We start from the raw sequence: 19090 nt of genomic DNA on the forward strand, positions 1-19090 counted from the left end.
CGTCAATTCACATTATTTCAAAACTTCCGAACGAACGGCTCTTTCTGGCCCGGAATGTTGTAGATGCATTCCGTCGGCCATCCGCCGACATGGCTGTTGGCCATTATATATCGAGCATCCGATGGACCGCTATTGCGGTAGTCAACTCCCCGGCCACGAGGAACGAACAGAGTGTCGTACTTCCCGAGTTGAAAATATTGTAGTTGATCCTCGCTGGGGCCGACGCCAAACTCGATCTGACCCTCGAGTACAAATATTATGAGCTCCAGATTCTCAGTTATATGGAAGGGACGAGCTTGACCGAATGGCAGGTAATAAGGAAAAAATCTGAAATTCGTGCCGTTAATGCTCGGGCTAATCAGCGCACCATGCCAGCCATTCTTCTCGATAAACGGTATAGGTGACTCGCGCCAATTCAGCTCTCGCTCAGTCCACGGGATGAACACCGGCTCATCCTTTGCCTCGATCACTGGTGCGATCTTCCTCATGTAGCTACCCCCTTCAATTGTTGGAATTGATTCTACGGAAAGGACTTGGGTACGGGCGCGTCCGAACGAACCCTGACAACTTCGAGAACATCCTCGCCATCGCTCTCATGCAGCGCCCCTGCTGCGTCGCCGTACGATTGATCGACACGGTAGAACATGGGCCACATACATTTTGGGCGATCATGTAATCGTAGATGTGGCTCTACGCACAATATAGCCGAAGAGCAGCCCGGGCTCGGAGAAATACTGCAAATTACCAAGAATCGCGCGGTTTTGACGCGAAGGAACGGCCGCTCGGCGCAAACTCTCCAGTGTCAGTTCCGACGCTTTGACGAAAATCGCGGAGGCCGCGGAAGGAAAAGAGTTGTGGCGCATTCCACAGATCGGCGCGGCTTGGTCTAAACGAACGGAGGTTGTGCTCTGTCTTGTGTTGCGGCGCCTGATGCGGAGCGGCTGGCGAGCAGCTTTGGCGGCAGCGCCGCGAACGATACAATGTGAAGAAGAGCAGCGAGTTCAAGCCAGAATGAGCTGAACCGGCAGTCTGACGGCGGAAGTCCTAGCAGAAGCTGCGTGGTCAACGCCGGCTTCACGTCTCGAGATCATGGAGCTGGAGACCTAACGCCGACACAGCTAATGCGAGTCTGGCGCGATTTCGAGGTTTGTAGACGAAGCCCTCGTCAAAACCCTGCCCATTGCGCCTCATCGTCAAGAGTGTCTGGCCGGCGAGGGGCTCGCCTGTTCAAAGCGCCAGAGATGATCCAAGCGAGCGCATTTCGCTGACTTTGATCGCGTCGGTCGCGACTCTCGTCGTGACCGAACGTGCGCAGTTCATTGAAATAGGTGTCCTAGTGAGTGCTCGGCTCCTTCAGTCCCCGACATGCGGGTGCCCGCATCGCCGCCTCTGAGGGGGCGCTGGATGCTCAAGCCCGAGCCCGCCACCGCCTCGCTGGTGATCGTAAGTCGATCCGATCCCTGCACGGAGCCATTGCGTCGATCCCGGCAACCGCGGCTTTGCGGCGCGAGTAGAATAGTTCCAGCGCGCCAAGACGGAGATCGTCGGTCGCGCGCACAAAACAGGCGGCGGCGGGGGCGCGCATGCAGATTTTAAAAGCCTGAAGGGGAAACAAGCTGAAAAAGAACGACCGAAAATGACCAGAATCAACTGAAATCCGGCGCTCCGCTCGGGAACCCGGAGCAAAACTGCCAGCAAGGACGAGCATATGGCAATCACTAAGGGACCGCAAAGCTTTCCCAAGAGCGAGTATTTGCGGCGGCTCGCTGCAGTCAAATCGGAGATGGCGCGGCTCGACATCGAGACGCTCTTCGTGGTTGATGTCGCGAACCTTACATATCTGACGGGTCACTGGGGTGCGCCAACCACCATTCCGCAGGGGCTTATCGTTTCGCTTCGCGAGGAGGAGCCGGCCTTTATCGTGCGCAAGATGGATGTGCCGGCGGCCCACCATCAGACCTTCCTTCAGCGCGGCAGCGTCATTGGCTATCCGGAGAACCTCGTCGCCAATCCTGACAAGGACGGCTACGACGCGGTTATTGATTCTATCAATGAACTCGGTGTTTCAAACCGCTGCTTGGGAATTGAGCAGAGTGCTCTTCCGACGCCGACGATAGAGAAGTTCAAGGCGCGGCTGCCGAATGCGAAAATCCTCGATTGCTCAAACCTGGTCGCTTGGGTTCGCATCGTTAAGTCTGACCTAGAAATTTCAATCATGAAGGAAGCTGCCGCAATCACGGACGCGGCAATCGCGCGGGCAGTTGAAGTGATCCGTCCGGGTATGCGCGAAGCCGACGCCGCTGCGGAGATCGTGGGCACTCTCATTCGCGGCGCCAATGGCAAGGCAGGAACCGGACTGCAGCATTTCTATTTGTGTGCCTCGCCGCGGACTTCTACGGCGCATGTTTGGTGGACCGACGATGTCTTTCGTCAGGGCTCGCAGATCAATCTCGAACTTGGCGGCAAGCGTCTGGGTTACTGTGCCGCAATCATGCGCACATTCTCGATTGGCCAGCCCTCAGATCGTTTGCGTCGCATGCACGAGGCGGAGGTGGCTGGCCTCGAAGCTGCTCTTGCCACGGTTCGGCCCGGCGCAACCTGCAGCGATGTCGCAAATGCCTTCTATCGTACCATGGAGAAGCACGGCCTCGCGAAGGAGTCGCGCTGTGGCTACTCTCTCGGAATCAATTGGCTCGAGAAAACCGCAAGTCTCAGAGACGGAGACATGACGGAGCTAAAGCCGAATATGACCTTCCATCTGATGCTGGGTAACTGGGTGGACGAAGATTTCGGCTACGTCATCGGCGAATCATTCCGGGTGACTGAGACCGGGTCCGAAGTGCTTACGAGCACGCCTCGGAAGCTGTTCGAACTCTAGTTAGGTTTCCGCAGCGGTCCGCCCACGAGAATGCCTATGTCGAAACCGGCGTCATCTGTCAGGGCAGTTTGAACGGTCGCAAACCTTCCGGGAAGGTACCCTGTCTCGCGTTACCTTCCTACAGCTTACCTTTCGCGTCGGCGGTGCCGGCGTCAGATCCGGTGCATCAATAGAAGGTAGGCGCGCCCTTAGTCTACGCAACGTGCGATGAGCAGGGCCGCCACTCACGTGAAGGCCAGCCGATGCCCACTCCAAGGTGGCGCGGCTTGTGGGCAGGGCGGGAACCAGCACACATTTTGCGGCGTCCACTTCAATCCTGATTAGTGTCGGCGGGCTCACCGCGCCGTTTGACCGGTTCATAGTTTATCTGTGTTGACAGCGACTAGCAGGTCGCAGCGCTCGTTCGACGAGCACCACCAGAAGAAAGTGGTGGGTCCCATGAACGCACGAGGAAAGACGAAAAGTCAGGCTCCGGCGATGTTCGTGATGCCCTCCCGAGCAGAATCTCGAGCACAACTGTGAGCCAAAAGTGCACCTTCTGTTTGATGAGGCCTGCAAGGGGGGCTTTCACTGCTCGAAGACATACAGGTGAGCAGGAATTCTGCGATATTGACACAAAATCAGTGAAATGACGCACGGGTGGGCCGATATTGTTTTGCTGGATCGTCCGCTGCCGAAGGGCGGACGCCGATAAGGGGGGTATCTATGATCAGGTCCGCCTCGAAGATCTCGCGCCGTTCGTTAATTGCTGAGCGGCCGGCGGAGTGGCTGTGCCTATGGTGGTGAGGTCGTCGCCTGCGGCGGTTAAGTCCGGTTCGGTCACATTCGTCGGTCAGGCTGGATCTTCAGGAGCTCCTGCAAAATCAGGTATTCAACTCCTTCCCGGAGGAAGCGGGAATCGAGGTCAATATCGCGCCAACGCCGGAACTCTCGAAAGTCAAAAGCCCCAGCGATGTTAAGCGGGGGCGTTCACAATATGGACGGTTCAGAAGCTGCAATTGGGCATAAGCAGGTTTTTGGGAGCCGCTGGATCATGCAATTTTCAATCTTGCCGATTTGGCCGTTCCTCCGAAAGTCGGTGGCGTCACGCCGGATATGTATGCTGGCGGAATAAAATGGGATCCAAAGAGATACGACCTTGGTAAGCATCCGGCAAATTCCGCAGAATTTTTCGACTTGGAGAAGTTCCCGGGTCGTCGCGCGCTCAGGAAAAGCGCTTCCGGGACGCTGGAATCGGCGCTTCTTGCGGACAGTGTTGCTCCGGAGGATATCTATCCCTTGGGCGTCGCGCCTTCAAGACGCCTGATCGGATAAAATCGAGCGTTGCTGCTTCGACGGTTGCGGCTCCTCAATCAATGTCCCTCGTGCAGACACGCGAAGTCGAGCGCCACCTATTGCAATCGCGTCAAGGCCACCACTGAGGCGGGCGGCGGAGTGCCCTTGGAATTTTCCTTCGAACAAAACCTGCTCTATGAGGGCGCTTTGTCGGTTCTCAAGGCTATCCAAACAAGGAAAATGCAATGAAGCTCATTGCTTACTTTCTCCGCCCGGAAGTTTCAGCGCGGCTGGAGAATCAGTTTGGGCCCAACTCTAAGAAGGCTGCTGGCATGTTGTCTGCTTTGGTGCGTAAGTGGCAGCCAGATTTGTGACACTCGAACAACCTCTTGGTTGACAGCGGCTATTGGACCAACAATTACGAGACAGTGCTGCGCCGTTTCCAAGAGTGGATTATGACCGGAGTGACTCGGCTTCCTGGGGCGGCTCGGCAGCCCCAAGTGGCCAATCAAGTACCTTCGGGTGAACTGTCAAGGAGGCTCATGAATCGAATTCGTACCATCCGCGCGCACGCAGAGTTCATGTCGCCAGCCGTATTGGTTGCGATCGGCATAGTGCTGCCGCCGCTTCTGTATGTGTTCTATACAAGCGTCGATGGGCGAGCTCTGTCGTTAGCTTCTTACGGGGAAGTTCTAGGAAGCAATTTATTTTTGCGAACACTGGGCACGACACTTGTGGTCGCCTGCTCGGCTTCCTCTCTCAGCTTGTTTTTGGGATTTGTCGTCGCGCTGCACCTTGCTCGTCAGCCTGCGAGGCGTCGTACCATCCTGATGGTACTCGTCCTCCTTCCGTTCTGGACAAGCGTGCTCGTGAAATGCTTCGCTTTCAACGTGATTTTGGGCCGTGAAGGAATAATCAACACTGTCCTCAGTTGGACTTTCGATACGAAAGTGCAGTTGCCGCTGGTGCTCAATCGGGTCGGAGTCCTCGTCGGCATGACGAACTTTCTCATCCCCTTCGTAGTCCTGCCCGTTCTTGCGAGCCTTCTCGCAATAGATCCTGCGATCTACCGAGCGGCTTCTATCATGGGAGCCGGCCCCGCTCGGATATTCTGGACGGTCACAGTTCCCATGAGTCTGCCTGGAGTAGTCGCAGCTCTGTTGAGCATCTTCGTGATGTCTCTCGGCGCCTTTGTAATTCCAGCGCTACTGGGGGGCTCCCAGGATCAAATGCTCTCGAACCTTGTCGATTTTTACAACCGACAGGTATTGGACTGGCCCAAAGCGGCGGCCATAAGCGTAGTACTGCTCGGCATGGCTTTCATCCTTGCCGCCCCTCTGGCGCTCTGGCGTCGACGCAAAGTGTAGGATTCGCTCATGTCTAGCACCATTCTTGACCCGCATACGCGCCGCTACCGTGCAATCGGTACCGTGTTTGCGACCGCCGTCTATCTGTTTCTTTTGGCTCCGCTGCTGGTAACTGTACCTATGGCATTCGGGCCGACAAATGCGCTGACTTTCCCACCAGCGAGTTACTCCTTTGAACTGTTCAGGATATTCTTCAGCTCTCCCGCCTGGCTCGAGCCGCTTTTTGAAAGTATCCAGGTTGCCCTCGGATCCACGGCGTTGGCGATGTTCGTCGGGGTACCTGCGGGCTACTGGATCGCACGACACGAGTTCGCTGGAAAAGGAGCGATCACGGGCATCATCATGAGCCCGCTTGTGGTCCCGACCATTGTTTCAGGTCTCGGACTTTATCTCTATTTTTCGTATCTGAGGATCGACGCCACGACCCTATCTCTCATTCTTGGCCATATCATGGTCACGTTGCCTTACATCATGCTCATGATCATAGCGGGCGTCCTTAAGCTCGACCGCAATCTGGAGTTCGGCGCCGAATTGATGGGGGCCGGACCGATACGAATGTTTCTCACGGTCGTTGTGCCCCAACTCATTCCCTCGCTTGTGAGCGCTGCGCTTTTTGCTTTTCTGCTGTCGTTCGACGAAATCGTGATCTCCTGGTTTCTCACGGGCAGCAACACCGTGACTCTACCGGTAAAAATGTACAGCGCGCTGGAATGGGAAGTGTCGCCCGTTATTGCCGCCGTATCGACTCTCCTGATGGCCATTTCTCTGCTCGTTTGCACTGTAACGATCTCATTGAAAAAATGGACACCAATCGAAGCTTGATCGGCGCACTTCATAAGTTCGATCGACCAGCAGAAGGATGTCACTGCTCATGATGCCTCAGATCAAGGATTCAAGATGTCCAACCACATTTGCGACCAGACGATCGAGGCGGACGGCCCCCTCTCTGCCCGTCACCTATATCGTTTTGCGAAAGGAGTGAATCGCATGCAGGACCGCGCCGCGCATGGCGATGACATCGTTCACGCGATCGCGCTGAAGGGCATATCGAAGACCTTCAGTTCGGGGACGGCACTGTATCCGACGGATCTTAGCGTACGGAAAGGCGAATTCCTGACCCTGCTCGGACCATCAGGATCGGGCAAGACCACGCTGCTCAACCTGATTGCAGGTGCGACTGCGCCAACAACCGGCGTGATTCTATTGAATGGACGGGATATTACTAGGATGCCGCCCCGCGAGAGAGGAATCGGGATGGTGTTCCAGAACTATGCCCTGATGCCACACATGACTGTATTCGATAATGTTGCCTATCCGCTCCGCGTGCGGCGGGAAATGAGTAAAACGATCATGGCCAAAGTGACAGAGGCGCTCGAGCGCGTCGGGCTGCGCGGCTTTGAAAATCGAAAACCCCGCCAGTTATCCGGTGGTCAGCAGCAGCGGGTAGGTATCGCACGCTGCATCGTTTATTCACCAGCAATCATCATGATGGACGAGCCGCTGGGCGCCCTCGATAAGAACCTACGCGAGCAGATGCAAGGGCAGATCAAGCGCCTCCACAAGGATTTGAAAACTACATTCATCTACGTTACCCACGATCAGGAAGAGGCGCTCAACATGTCCGACCGCATCTGCCTGATGAGCATGGGCGAGATTGCTCAGCTGGGGGCGCCTGACGAATTGTACTTTCAGCCGCGCACGCGGTTCGTGGCTGAGTTCATCGGCGAGTCCAATTTGATTAGCGGACGAATGAACGCTGACGGTCGGTTGGTGATCGCTGGAAGCCAGTCCCTTTTGGTTACCAGTGGACCACAAACCGCGGGCTCGGAGTTCTCGATCATGGTCCGCCCCGAGAAAGTGTTGATCTGCGGGATCGATGAGCCGGTTGCAGACGATAGCAATCTTCTGGCCGGCGAGGTGACAACCACTTCGTTCATCGGCGGTATGACCCGCTTCTTGATTAAGACCGATAATGGCCTGAATATCACCGCCAAAGTTGTCTCGGGCCGTGCCGAGTCACGGCCCGAACCTGGTGCGCGAGTCCGACTTTGCTGGTCTGCATCTGATGCGGTTGCTCTCGAGAATTGACAGCTCGATCAGGCCAGCCGGATCAGGATTGTGACTCAATGGGAAGCGCTAGGATGATCCACCTATAGTGCTCGCTCGAGCGTCAGCAGATTGAGCGATACGGTCGTGACCCCTATGCGACGTTGGTTCGCCCATGAAGTCTAGAGACCAATTGACCTGAAGCGAAGTGACGACTGACTCACTTTTAGCGCAGAACCATGCTTGTGACTCTAGCCGTCAACAATCGGTAGAGGCAAAGCGCCGCGACCATTGACACAGCTTGTGGATTGCAGCATGCAACCAGTCCTAACCTCAGGAGGCGCGAGCGCGCGGCTTCCTGCAGGTCGACTACTCGAATGGGATAGAAATACGAATAAGTCCGTACACGACGAGGCAACTAATCCGGACTCACCGTCGTCAACGCGTATCAACCGTCGTCAACGCGTATCAGCGGAACAAGCCTCGTTTTGAGACTAACGTGCTGGTTTGAGAACGTCAACATACCGCTTCTCGCGGGAGCCGATGTACCATTAGAGTCTTTCAAGTCTCGACGTCAGCTTCCTTACACACCGAAGAAAGGTTTTCACATGACTAATGCCTCATCATTTCCACGGCTCGCACGCCACTGACCAAGAGTCGGGAAGGGTCCTTCAACTTGACGCACAGCGCTACTCTTGGGGTCACGTAGTCAAGCACGCTGTTGAGCGCGCTGGCATTGATCCGCGGATAGCGAGGACGTGCTGATGGGGCGCGCATCCCGAGGGCGCGACTGGCGCCAACATCGCGCGCCAGATCGCGCTTATAGCGGACCGGTCTTGGTGCGGCCCCGGCCAGATCGAGCACGCAGCTGTTGTCTCGGCCGCAAACAGTCGGAGTAGCTCCTTTAGTCTCGTGAGAAGCAGTGTAAGCATCCGGCGTAGGCCACAGACAGGTTAGTCGTCGCGCAGGAGCGTCGTCAGCTCGCAGATCACGCCGCTTGCGCAGCAGTCGCTGATGCCGGCGTCCAATTCCAAGGCAGAAGTTCGTCCAGTCGATGAGCTGGGTGAGCGGCGATGCGGGCAAGAACATCGGCCAGCCAGCTTGTGGATCGACGCCGTTCATTTTGGCCGTGACGATTAGGCTGGACATGGCTGCGGCGCGCCGGCCGCCGCGATCAGAACCACAGAACAGCCAGGACTTCCGTCCAAGAGCGATGCCTCGCAAGCCCCGTTCGGCGGCATTGTTCGAGAGGCAAACTCGCCCGTCCTCCAAGAACAGCGTGAAAGCTCGCCCAACGCTTGAGGGTGTAGTTGAACGCCTTGGCCAGGTCGTGACCACGAGACAGTTTGGCGAGTTGTTCGCGCATGTAGACCTGCAGGTCTTCGATCAAGGGCCGGCTCAGCGTCTGCCGCACCTGAAGGCGCTCCTCGGCGCTCTTGCCGTTGATCGAGCGCTCGATCTCGAATAGCGCATCGATCCGCCGCACGACCTCGATCGCGATCGGAGAGAGCGGAATTTCCTTTTTGCCCGCAGCCTTGCGCCGCGCATTCTCTTCGATGTCGGCCATGGCGAGGAACGGGCGCCTTCCATGCGACCAGCGGCAGCTTCTCGGATCGGTCCGGGTTGGCGCCCCGCCAGATAGAGCTGGTTGTACCCGTCATAGGCGTCGGCCTGCAGGATGCCGGCATACCGGGCCAGATGCCCCTGGGGATGCTCGCCCTTGCGGTCGCGTGAGGAGTAGAACGTCGCTGCTGGCGGACCCGCGCCCCCAAACGGCCGGTCGTCCCGAACGTAGATCCAGCACCGTCCCGTGTCGGTCTTGCCCTTGGCCAGCACCGGCACCGTCGTATCGTCAGCATGAAGGCGCTCGGCTGCCATGACATGGGCTTCCACCAGGCGCAGCAGGTGATCCAGCGACGCACAGACCGCCCCCACGGCATCGGCCATGGTCGACAGCGCGATCGGCACCCCTTCCAGGCGTAGCGCTCGGCCTGGCGGTTCAAGGGCTGATGCTGGCCGAACTTCTCGAACATGATCATGGCCAGGAGGCTCGGGCCGGCCCATCCCCGTGCGATGGCATGGAATGGCGCCGGCGGCTGGCTGATATTCTCGCAATCGCGGCAGGAGAACTTCTCCCGGACCGTCTCGATCACCTTCCACTGGCGCGGCACCACTTCCAACGTGCGCGTCACGTCCTCGCTGAGCTTGCGAAGGCGATTGCCGCCGCAGCATTCACAAGCCGTAGGCCCGCCGATCACCACCCGCTCCTGGGGAAGGTGCTCAGGGAAGGTCTGGCGCTCAGCGCGCTTGCGGGTAAACTTGCGCACCGTCGTCGTCTTGGCCACGGCTTGTTCCGCCGCAAGCTCGTCCTCGGTGGCGTCGGCTTCCAGCTCTTCGAACGTCAGCGTCAACTGCTCGATCAGCCGCGCCGTCGTTCCGACCGTTGCCCATAGATCTGATGCTTCAGCTTGGCGATCTGCAACTGCTGCGGTGCGATCAGCGCTTCGTCTTCCGACGCTTTCGCGCGGGCGACCGCGAGCTCGGCGGCGATCTCCAAACCCCTCGCGCGCTCGACCGCGAGCGCCTCTTTCAGCGCGGCAACGTCATCCGGAGCAGCGTCGCGGTCGGCATCCATGCGACACAGTGAATCACAGATTGGATGCGTTGGGACTCCCCAAAAATGGCGGCAACCGCAGATTTCTTCGCTCAGCCTGCGCTCTGCGGTCGCCAGCTCAATTGCGGTTTCCGCCAGTCGATGCCCTCGAGCATATAGGCCATCTGCGCCGCTGAGATCGATACGGCGCCGGAAGACGCCGCAGGCCAGATGAACTTCCCGCGATCAAGGCGCTTAGCGTAGAGCGACATGCCCAATCCGTCATGCCAAAGACTTCACCAGATCGCCACGACGGCCGCGGAAGATGTAGAGATCGCCGGCATGGGGATCGCGCTTCAAGCTCTCCTGAACCGTAAGCGCCAGGCTTTGCATGCCGCGACGCATGTCGGTGTGGCCAGTGGCGATCCAAACCCTGACGCCACTCGGAATCGGGATCATCGTCGCCGCAGCAGCTCAAGAACTCGCTGCAGCGCCTCAACGTCCACGTCACGGTCAACGCGAACGCGGCAGCCGCCGCCAAGCTCGATCTCGATGATTCCAGTCCTTGCACGCTGCGCAGGCGGTGAAGACGCCGATCGTGGCGCGTCGATCGAGATCGGAGCCGCCACAGGCGTGATCTCAACCGGAACAAGTGCCGGCCTGGCATCCCCGCTTAACTTGCCGTCGCGCGCCAACCGGCGCCACGTGAACAATTGGCTTGTCGACAGCGCGTTACGTCGTGCCGTCACCGACACCAGACGTGGCCCACCATAGCTCTCGGTGACGATTCGCTGCTTTTCTTCCAATGTCCAACGGCGTCGAGCGCCCGTCGAGACGACTTCAAGTCGGGAAAACTTCGACATAGGCATATGGTCAGTCATACGCCGATGTCTTCACCATCCATCTCGCTCTGCAAGGCGGCCTTCGCCGAAGCGATACGAAGCAGTTCGTGTAGCGGACGCGGATGCCAGGCGGCGTGGCCCACCCAGTCCGCCGGCGTCGATCCAGAACATTTTTTTCCGGGCGTAAATTTGGGCTTGGCGATACAGCGGAAGATGGTCGGCATATTTGGACACCAGAACCTGGGCGATGGTGGCCTCGGTCGCATGCCGCCCTCAATCAGGCACGCTAGGGCCGGGGCCTGCCCCCCCTCGCAGCACGTGATTCACTTCGTCGCAGCAATCAATCGTCAGCCAGGCTGCATCGGCGTTACCGTCTCTCGCGCTTCATGAACGCGCCGCCAGTGCAGCCATTCGAGCAACGCGGACAATTGCGCAGCCGACGAACGCATCACGTCATCCCCGATCCTCGGCCAGCGGAAGATGCCGTCTTCCAGCCGTTTTGCGAACAGGCACAGGCCCGTGCCGTCCCAGACGATCAGCTTGATCCGGTCCGCACGCTTGGCTCGGAACACGTAAACCGCGCCCGAGAACGGATCCGCCGTCATGGTCTCGCGCACCAGCGCTTCCAGGCCCGCTCTCCCTTGCGGAAGTCGGTTGGTTTAGTCGCCACCATCACGCGAACCGCGACCGTTGGGCCGATCACGTGCCAGCTTTCAATGCTCGCAGCACCGCCGACGATCTTTGCGTCCGCACCGCGGCCAACTCGAACCGTCACGCCGTCGATCTCGACCTCGATCATTCCCGCACCCAGCGGCATTTTGCGTTGACGGCGGACGGACGAAGAAGACGGTGCCGCGTCTAGGACTGCCGGAACGAACTGCAGCTCTTCAGCCTGCGGAAGAGTTGGCTGGGACGCTTGCAATTCCCGGCGCCAGCCAAATAGCTGCTGCGGCGAAAATCCGTGACGCCGAGCTACGGCAGAGACAGTCTCTCCGCTCGCTACGATCTCTGCGACGATGCGTGCCTTGTTCTCGTCGCTCCACGTTCGCCGACGACCCGCTCTGGTAAACACCTCAAGCCCATGCGGCTTAGAGAGCCGCCAGACTCGCAGGTCAGGACTTCTTCGGAAAGGTGACCGTGGGACACCGCTTACGATCGTCCTTGCCGCTTCTCGGCTAGAGTTCAAAGAGCTTTCGTGGCGCACTGGTCAATACTTCTGCGCCGGAGCTCGTAACGCGGAATGTCTCGCTAACCACGTAGCCGAAATCCTCGTCAATCCAGTTGCCTAGCATCAGATGGAACGTCATGTTCGGCTTCAGCTCTGTCATGTCTCCCTCCCTGAGGCTCGCAGTTGGCTCCGTCCAATCGATCCCAATAGCATACCCGCACCGGGACTCCTTCGTGAACCCGTGCCTTTCAATGGTGCGGTTGAACGCCTTGGCAACGTCGCCGCAGGTTGCTCCTGGTCGGACTGTGCCCAGCGCAACTTCTAGACCGGCAAGCTCCGCTTCATGCAGGCGTCGCAGGCGATCCGAGGGCGCGCCAAGTGAGAAGGTACGCATGATTGCGGCGACGTAGCCATGGCGGACGCCGCCGAGCTCGAGATTAATCTGCGAGTCGGGGCGAATGATGTCATCGCTCCAGCGAATATGGCAAGTACCGATTCGTGGAGAGGAGCAGAAGAAAACATTGGCAATATCCGTCCCGGGTTTGCCGTTGGCACCGCGCGCCAATGTCGCAGTAATTTCCGCCATCACATCAGCTTCGCGCATTCCAGGTGCGATCACCTCTGCCGCACGTATGATTCCCGCATCAGCGATGGCCGCAGCCTCTCGCATGATCGATATTTCGAAATCTGACTTAACGGTCCTGATCCAAGCGACAGCATTGGTGAAATCGACGAGGCTCGCTTTCGGCAATCGAGATTTGAACTTCTCCGCCGTTCGCATCGAAAGGTCGCCGAATTCGAGCCCCAGGCCGCGATCTGCCAGACCAAGTTCACAGATCGAATCGATCACAGCGTCGAAGCCATCCATTTCAGAATTGCCTATTAGGCCTTCCGGATATCCGATGACGTTTCCGCGGTCCAACCAAGTCTGATGGATCGCAGCCGGGGCATCCATAAGGCGGAGAACAAACGTCGGCTCCTCTTTGTGCATCGACACCAACAAGGCTTGCGGGACATAGGCTGACCTTGCTGTGTAACCGGTGAGATATGTAATGTTCCGAGGGTTGTTCACGACAAGTGCATCTATGCCGCGATGCCCCATTTCCAGTTTCACTGCGGCAAGCCTGCGCAGGTACTCTGTTCTTGGGAAGGCCTGGGGTCCTCTGCTAATCGTCATCTTCTCAGTCCCGTTGTGTCATGTTCGTTGAAGATCCGAATTGGCTCACTGGTAGCCATCGACAAGTGATGCCGCCAGGTGGAAGTTAGCTCCAAGCCTCAAGGTCGTTTTCGCACTGGGAGACTTACGGGATCCAGCGCGCCTACTCATCACTATAGGATAGCCCTCGGATTGAATTGTAGCGAGATTCGCGGCAGCGACACTCATCTTGAGCGCCACACGCCCAAGATTCGTTGAATTTCATCGCAAAAGAAGTACAACGCGTCCGACTCACCTGCTTCGCCGGCGGCCCTCCATGGGAGACAACAGTTCATTCTGCGGCTGGTGAGATACGGTCGATTTGGAGCCCGTTGGCATCGCCCAATGGCTGGCCGTCTGTTTGCGCCAAGTCCGATTGCATCGACCGACCTTGCTCGTTTGCATGCTGCGGCGTTATGCGAGGCCAACAATTAACGCATAGGATCAACGGCGACCGTGATCGGCATCACCTTACGGCGCAAGTCACACCCCAGGAATCGGCGCTCGGCGCATACGGTCCTATCGGGGATAGCCGGCGCCATCGTACTCTTCCGTGATTCTGCCGCGGAAGCAAGATGAAACAAGCGAGTCGACGAGGGACAAGTGGACGAACTGCTACGAAACTGACCGCAACGAGCCATCGCATTTGCGTAGTCCTGCACTTATCTGCCGCTGAACCTGGCGACCACGATATAGTACCATCTCCTTCCAATCAGCTCGTTCCGGATAAAAATGCCGCTTCATCAGCCGACGAATTTCGCGGCCAGTATCCGTTGCGATCTCCGATTGTCGATGGGCGAATAGCCATTGGTCGGCACGCAATGCCTCTCTAGCCGACTCCAGGGAATACGTACCAAATTCCAAACAGACGTAAATGTGGCGATCACCCAGAAGTCGCTGCCAATAGTCATCCTGCGTCCCATTCAAGACAACAGCCGACGAAGTACCAAGATCCGGCGATGTGACAGAAGGACCAAAGATTTTGGCCGCGCGTCGATACCCTGCCAGGCCCGATGGCTGCTCACACTGCAACTCTCCATAGCCGTAGGGTCCGAGACCCGTGTGATAATCGACGATTAGGACAAATCGGCGCGACACGATGCTGTAGTCGGCTACGATTCGCTCAAGGGTTTGTCGAGCCTCGGTCGGTCCAAATCCGCCGAAGAAGAGCCCAGTTGGATGTCGATACTGCCCGCTCGTCCGAGCGTTCCGCAAAGCCGTCTCCCCGTGGGCCGTACGGAATTTCGCTATTGTCGCTTCGGCAGCATCGAAAACAGGACCTTCGAGTTCACGTGGCACAAGAGAGTCGGCAAGGAGATCGTACGCCTCGTTCTGAGGTAGCGGTGCCTCGAAATTCACAAAATTTCGATTGAGATCACAGCCCTCTTGCGTAACGCGCCGGTTCCACGCGAATCCATATGGATTAAGGCCGTGGATCAGCAGCATCGCTTCATCGATTTTCAGTCGCTCATGTCCACGTCCAGCGACCCAATCGAGCTGGGAAGCCGATCCACAATACCCTTCGACCCCGTGCGTGCCCGAAACCATTACACCGACTTTCGTGGCGTCTGGGGGGCCAAACCAAGCGACGTCGGTCGACAGAGTTTTTCCATCGGGTCCCAGAGCTGATGATGGATATACTGCCGTGCGACCCACTGGAGAATCGCCAACATAATCCCGAAATTTCTGGCGAGCTTCGAAATAGTCTGCTGCGAAAAGCCGATCGGCAGTTTCAATGAGCGCATCATTCATCGATTTTCCATCCCTTTCACGACTTAGTCATTCATCACATTTGGCAGCGTTTGAGAGCAATCCTGGTTTATGCTCCTTTGGTCGGCCCTCCATGGCACCTCACCAGCTCGCAGAGGCGTGTCGTTTTCATTTGCTCGAGAGCAGAGGACCCCTCTCACAAGCTAGCCAATCGCTCGGCTTAGACCACCATCCACCAAAATCGTTTGTCCCGTGATGTACCCTGCTTGCGTCGAGCAGAGAAAAGCGCAGAGCGCTCCAACTTCAGCGGGATCGCCGAGCCGGCGCAAGGGAACCGAGTCGGCTGCGGCTTTGATGGTTTCGGCGGCCCAATCGCGTGACGGGCTCGACTCACCTCTCGTGAGGATGCGGCCGGGAGCAATGTTGTTTACGGTTGCCTGGAATTCGGCAGCCTCGTCCGCTAGGTACTTTGCGAGCGACGTCATCGCCGCACGGTACGTTCCCGAGAGAACCCGACCGGATATCACCTCGCTTGCCGTCATCGCCGTAATGTTGACGATGCGGCCTGCGGGCGAACGGGCCAGCGAAGGCCATGACAGGCGAATCAGCTTCGTCACGCTCATGAGAATCGATTGATGAGACTGCTCCCAGTGGGCTTCAGAGAGCTCACTGAAGCGCCCTCGGTTGGGGTGCCCCACATTGGTGACCAGAATGTCGAGTCCTCCTAGGGAGTCTGTGGCGCCCGCCACAAGCTCCTCAACGTCGGAAGCTTGCAAGATGTCCGCACGACGATAGCCAGCCGCACCTATCTCCTTGGCCGCCGCTGCCAAACGTGACGCATCTCGCGCGCAAATGAACACCTCGACCCCCTCTCGAACCAGCGCCTCGGCGCAAGCTCGACCAAGCCCGCTGCTCGCGGCTGTAACAAGAGCCCTTTTTCCTTGAAGTTGAAGGTTCACGGCGTCTTTTCCTCGCCAATCACTGGTGCTACTGAAGCTTTTTCGCTCGGCTGTCCCGTCGGCAGTCAATCCGCAATCAAGGGCAACACCTTTGTGATGAAGAGCTCCATTTGAGCATGAAGTTCTCTGATGTGATCGAAGCCGTGACGCTGAAAATCGAGCACGATGTGCGACACTCCGGCGGATTGCAGATTATTGATTACCTGCGCACATCGTTCCGGCGATCCGGCCACGACGGTATCGAGAACAGATTGGGGCCAGTCCCAGTAACGTCGGGACAACTCCTCTCCCTGCAGGTCACGGTCGAAAACGTTTGCGTAGGCCATCATGCACAGTTCTGATTTCCGCTGCAGCTTCTGGTTTGCCGACTTTACTGCGGGAACGAACTGCGTCTTGATGGCGTCAGCAGCATTTCCCGGAAGCGGCCACACGGCGTCCTCAAGGAAACGGCCGTACCGAGCGGCCCGCAGCGCCGCCTGCTCAACACTCTCATCATTCCATCCGGCCCACCAAAGCTCTGGATATGGTTTTTGAACCGGCTTTGGTTCTACCACTAATTCAGTCCCGCGGTAATGCTCGCCAGTCCACGTGAGTGGCTCATCCATTGTCCACAGCTTGATGATGATATCCAGCGCCTCGTCAGACATAGCACTACGCTTTGAGCGATCGATTCCAAGATTGTCTGCATTGTCCGCGCGTCCAACACTAAACGCGGCGATCAATCTGCCATCGGTCGCAGCGTCGAGACTTGCCAAATACTTGGCCCACACAAAAGGATGAAACAACCAGAGCGGCGCATGGTTCAATCCGACTTTGATGCGAGAGGTCGCTTCGCAAACCATCGGCAAGAGCACCAAGGCGTCAAATTCGAAGTGCGCGAATTGTTTTGGAAGATGTGACCAAATCGGGCTACCTTGGGCGCGCGTCTCGACTGGCGGCAACAGCGGAGTGTGAGCCATCGTGAGGGAATAGAAGCCAAGGTCCTCGGCGTGCTTCGCAACAGCGACCATGTCGGCCGGTTTCGGCGGACGTCGCCCCCAAGGCACCGTGAACAGGCTGAAATTGCTTATCTTCATCGCGCTTCCCTTGCAGTTTTCCGAACACAACAGTGGCAGGGCTGGCACTAAGCTCCAGCAGTTATTTTGCCACGCTCCGCCTCAAGCTCATCGCTGAAGTATTAACCCAGCAAATGAAGGCATCTCCGCTAGACCACCGGCTATCGTAAACAGAAGTCCAAACCCAGTATGTCGCGCACTCAAGATGGCCTAAAGGGCACAGCCGAACCGGTCGCTCTGGCCGGCCACGATACTCGATAGTATTTGATCTGGCTCATTGGGCTAGCCGGGCACATTTTGGCACGCGTGTCTGGCCGAATGGCCATTTCTTTGTCTCATTTAAACCCGTCGGTAACTCCGCCACATATCTAAAAGCGGCTCACATGAAACCGTATCCAGATGAAGCGCATAAATTCACCGATATTTGGCTCAAAGTGCCGGATTTCCGCGATGGCTTCAAAACTCGGAACTGTTCACTGCAACGCTTCTGGCGCATGGGATTCGGAGAAGGACGACCGGATCCTAGCCTAGCCGTGTGACGCCAATAGTCTCAGCGATGCATCACTATCCATCTGAGGTGATCCTTCCCCGACATTGGCCAAATCCGATTTGAACGTGATGTTCCGTTGCACGGGTGTAGGCGCGCAGAATCACCTCATCCCCATCTTCGAGAAATCCACGCTCCTCACCGGACTCCAGCCGAATCCGACGACTTCCGCCGGTTGTTGACTCAAGCAAGCTGCCTAGGCCGGTTGGCTCAGGCCCCGAAATCGTACCCGAGCCCAGGAGGTCTCCCGAGCGAAGATTGCACCCGTTGGAGCTGTGATGGGTGACAAGCTGTGCAATCGTCCAATACAAGTAGCGTGCGTTGGTGACACCAACGCAATGAGGCGGTAAGCCTCTTTCCCGGAGCCCGGGGCTCATTAGCAGCACCTCGAAAGCAATGTCGAAGGCTCCTTCATTTTGATCTCGTTCGTCCCAAAGATAGGGTAGCGGCTGCGGTTCCCCTTCCAATCGCTGATATTGGCTGATGCGGAATGGGGCGAGTGCTTCAGGGGTAATTACCCATGGCGAGATCGTGGTACTGAAATTCTTCGACAAAAAGGGGCCGAGCGGCTGATATTCCCAACTCTGGATATCGCGGGCGGACCAGTCGTTAAGTAAACAAAATCCCGCGACGTGATCGGCGGCCTGGCCGATAGGGATTGGCTCACCGATGGTCGTGCCCGGTCCGATCCAGATCCCAAGTTCAAGTTCGTAATCAAGCCGCTGGCTCCTGCCGAAGCTCGGATTTGAACTCTCTGCCCTCTTCAATTGCCCTGCCGGGCGTCGCACTGGAGTACCAGACGGGACGACAGAGGAGGAGCGTCCATGATAGCCGACCGGCACATGCATGTAATTCGCAAGGAGCGGATTGTCCGGCCTAAAGAGTTTCCCAACGTTCGTGGCGTGGTGAATGCCCGCATAAAAGTCGGTGTAGTCCCCAATTTGCGCGGGGAGATGCAGTGTGCAGTCCGCCGCACGGTGTAGCAAGCGCTCGCCGACGCCTTCAAGCCGGCGCCTAGCCGTCCCTTTTTCGTCGAGCAACTCCGAAACCCGGATCCGCAGGGCCTGCCGCGCGGCCGCACCAAGAGAAAAGAAGTGATTGAGAGCGCCTGAGGCTGCTTCCGCCGCCTTCCGCGCCTCCGCTGAAAAACAGTTCATTTCGATTGCCGCGGCAAGATCAAGAATCATCTCGCCAATTGCGATTCCACCACGTCGCTCCGAGCTTCCTGGCGGAGAAAAAATGCCCAGCGGAAGATTTTGAATCGGAAACTCGGGATGCCCATTCGCAGATGGCACCCAGCTCAGTCGATTGCGATCGTGGGTTTCGTCCAATCGGGGCATCATAGTCACCGCCGCTCTTCAATTGTGAATGTGATGCGGGGCGGTCTTCGACGATCGCCCCAACGTGAAAGCATCGATGCTGCCAAAGCGGCCTCGCCGAGACAGCAGACCCCGT

At 57.6% G+C, this 19090-nt stretch carries 14 protein-coding genes and 4 pseudogenes; 5 read left to right on the top strand and 13 right to left on the bottom strand.

Annotated elements, in window-relative coordinates; genetic code table 11:
* Positions 1-17: 17 nt before the first annotated feature.
* Complete coding sequence (locus NLM27_RS26320; protein ID WP_254146068.1) at positions 18-488, bottom strand: cupin domain-containing protein; 471 nt, start codon at positions 486-488, stop codon at positions 18-20.
* Positions 489-1708: 1220 nt separating this feature from the next.
* Between NLM27_RS26320 and NLM27_RS26325 the strand changes: the two genes are divergently transcribed.
* From NLM27_RS26325 to NLM27_RS26340, 5 genes are all read left to right on the top strand, one after another.
* Complete coding sequence (locus tag NLM27_RS26325; protein ID WP_254146069.1) at positions 1709-2878, top strand: Xaa-Pro peptidase family protein; 1170 nt, start codon at positions 1709-1711, stop codon at positions 2876-2878.
* A 1520-nt stretch (positions 2879-4398) separates the two neighbouring features.
* Positions 4399-4527, top strand: coding sequence for a hypothetical protein (locus NLM27_RS43630; RefSeq protein WP_256570026.1), 129 nt, complete (start codon positions 4399-4401; stop codon positions 4525-4527).
* Between the two features lie 168 nt (positions 4528-4695).
* The gene (locus NLM27_RS26330; RefSeq protein ID WP_254146070.1) at positions 4696-5520 is read left to right on the top strand and encodes an ABC transporter permease; all 825 of its coding nucleotides are present in this window, start codon (positions 4696-4698) and stop codon (positions 5518-5520) included.
* A 9-nt stretch (positions 5521-5529) separates the two neighbouring features.
* Positions 5530-6342: an ABC transporter permease gene (locus NLM27_RS26335; RefSeq protein ID WP_254146071.1), complete on the top strand. Its 813-nt coding sequence runs from the start codon at positions 5530-5532 to the stop codon at positions 6340-6342.
* Between the two features lie 75 nt (positions 6343-6417).
* Complete coding sequence (locus NLM27_RS26340) at positions 6418-7608, top strand: ABC transporter ATP-binding protein (protein WP_254146072.1); 1191 nt, start codon at positions 6418-6420, stop codon at positions 7606-7608.
* A 946-nt stretch (positions 7609-8554) separates the two neighbouring features.
* Here the strand turns inward: NLM27_RS26340 and NLM27_RS26345 are convergent.
* From NLM27_RS26345 to fahA, 12 genes and pseudogenes are all read right to left on the bottom strand, one after another.
* Positions 8555-10201 (bottom strand): annotated as a pseudogene (locus tag NLM27_RS26345) (IS66 family transposase).
* Between the two features lie 71 nt (positions 10202-10272).
* Positions 10273-10618 (bottom strand): annotated as a pseudogene (gene tnpB, locus NLM27_RS44130) (IS66 family insertion sequence element accessory protein TnpB).
* Complete coding sequence (locus tag NLM27_RS26360) at positions 10615-11040, bottom strand: transposase (protein WP_254146075.1); 426 nt, start codon at positions 11038-11040, stop codon at positions 10615-10617. The pseudogene tnpB (NLM27_RS44130) and the gene NLM27_RS26360 overlap by 4 nt, the downstream one beginning before the upstream one ends.
* A gap of 59 nt (positions 11041-11099) precedes the next feature.
* A pseudogene (locus NLM27_RS26365) lies at positions 11100-11303 on the bottom strand (transposase); the annotation flags it as partial.
* A gap of 45 nt (positions 11304-11348) precedes the next feature.
* The gene (tnpB, locus tag NLM27_RS26370) at positions 11349-11618 is read right to left on the bottom strand and encodes an IS66 family insertion sequence element accessory protein TnpB (protein WP_375142277.1); all 270 of its coding nucleotides are present in this window, start codon (positions 11616-11618) and stop codon (positions 11349-11351) included.
* Positions 11603-11800: a hypothetical protein gene (locus NLM27_RS44135; protein WP_375142340.1), complete on the bottom strand. Its 198-nt coding sequence runs from the start codon at positions 11798-11800 to the stop codon at positions 11603-11605. Before NLM27_RS44135 ends, tnpB (NLM27_RS26370) begins: the two co-directional genes overlap by 16 nt.
* 150 nt (positions 11801-11950) lie before the next feature.
* A pseudogene (locus NLM27_RS43635) lies at positions 11951-12205 on the bottom strand (transposase); the annotation flags it as partial.
* Complete coding sequence (locus tag NLM27_RS26380; protein ID WP_254146076.1) at positions 12177-13346, bottom strand: Xaa-Pro peptidase family protein; 1170 nt, start codon at positions 13344-13346, stop codon at positions 12177-12179. The gene NLM27_RS26380 and the pseudogene NLM27_RS43635, both read right to left, overlap by 29 nt.
* A 633-nt stretch (positions 13347-13979) precedes the next feature.
* On the bottom strand, positions 13980-15116 hold the full coding sequence (locus tag NLM27_RS26385) for a DUF2817 domain-containing protein (protein ID WP_254146077.1): 1137 nt from the start codon (positions 15114-15116) through the stop codon (positions 13980-13982).
* 161 nt (positions 15117-15277) lie between these two features.
* On the bottom strand, positions 15278-16033 hold the full coding sequence (locus NLM27_RS26390; protein ID WP_254146078.1) for an SDR family oxidoreductase: 756 nt from the start codon (positions 16031-16033) through the stop codon (positions 15278-15280).
* A 65-nt stretch (positions 16034-16098) separates the two neighbouring features.
* Positions 16099-17109 carry an LLM class flavin-dependent oxidoreductase gene (locus tag NLM27_RS26395; RefSeq protein WP_254146079.1) on the bottom strand — a complete coding sequence of 337 codons (1011 nt, stop codon included), beginning with the start codon at positions 17107-17109 and terminating at the stop codon, positions 16099-16101.
* Between the two features lie 543 nt (positions 17110-17652).
* Positions 17653-18975, bottom strand: a complete 1323-nt coding sequence (gene fahA, locus NLM27_RS26400) for a fumarylacetoacetase (protein WP_254148930.1) — start codon at positions 18973-18975, stop codon at positions 17653-17655.
* Between the last annotated feature and the right edge of the window lie 115 nt (positions 18976-19090).

The organism is Bradyrhizobium sp. CCGB12 (assembly GCF_024199845.1).
GTDB lineage: Bacteria > Pseudomonadota > Alphaproteobacteria > Rhizobiales > Xanthobacteraceae > Bradyrhizobium.

Coding starts and splice junctions, on each gene's coding strand:
- NLM27_RS26320 (WP_254146068.1), bottom strand. CDS start 488: ATGAGGAAGATCGCACCAGTGATCGAGGCAAAGGATGAGCCGGTGTTC.
- NLM27_RS26325 (WP_254146069.1), top strand. CDS start 1,709: ATGGCAATCACTAAGGGACCGCAAAGCTTTCCCAAGAGCGAGTATTTG.
- NLM27_RS43630 (WP_256570026.1), top strand. CDS start 4,399: ATGAAGCTCATTGCTTACTTTCTCCGCCCGGAAGTTTCAGCGCGGCTG.
- NLM27_RS26330 (WP_254146070.1), top strand. CDS start 4,696: ATGAATCGAATTCGTACCATCCGCGCGCACGCAGAGTTCATGTCGCCA.
- NLM27_RS26335 (WP_254146071.1), top strand. CDS start 5,530: ATGTCTAGCACCATTCTTGACCCGCATACGCGCCGCTACCGTGCAATC.
- NLM27_RS26340 (WP_254146072.1), top strand. CDS start 6,418: ATGTCCAACCACATTTGCGACCAGACGATCGAGGCGGACGGCCCCCTC.
- NLM27_RS26360 (WP_254146075.1), bottom strand. CDS start 11,040: ATGACTGACCATATGCCTATGTCGAAGTTTTCCCGACTTGAAGTCGTC.
- NLM27_RS44135 (WP_375142340.1), bottom strand. CDS start 11,800: ATGATCGAGGTCGAGATCGACGGCGTGACGGTTCGAGTTGGCCGCGGT.
- NLM27_RS26380 (WP_254146076.1), bottom strand. CDS start 13,346: ATGACGATTAGCAGAGGACCCCAGGCCTTCCCAAGAACAGAGTACCTG.
- NLM27_RS26385 (WP_254146077.1), bottom strand. CDS start 15,116: ATGAATGATGCGCTCATTGAAACTGCCGATCGGCTTTTCGCAGCAGAC.
- NLM27_RS26395 (WP_254146079.1), bottom strand. CDS start 17,109: ATGAAGATAAGCAATTTCAGCCTGTTCACGGTGCCTTGGGGGCGACGT.
- fahA (WP_254148930.1), bottom strand. CDS start 18,975: ATGCCCCGATTGGACGAAACCCACGATCGCAATCGACTGAGCTGGGTG.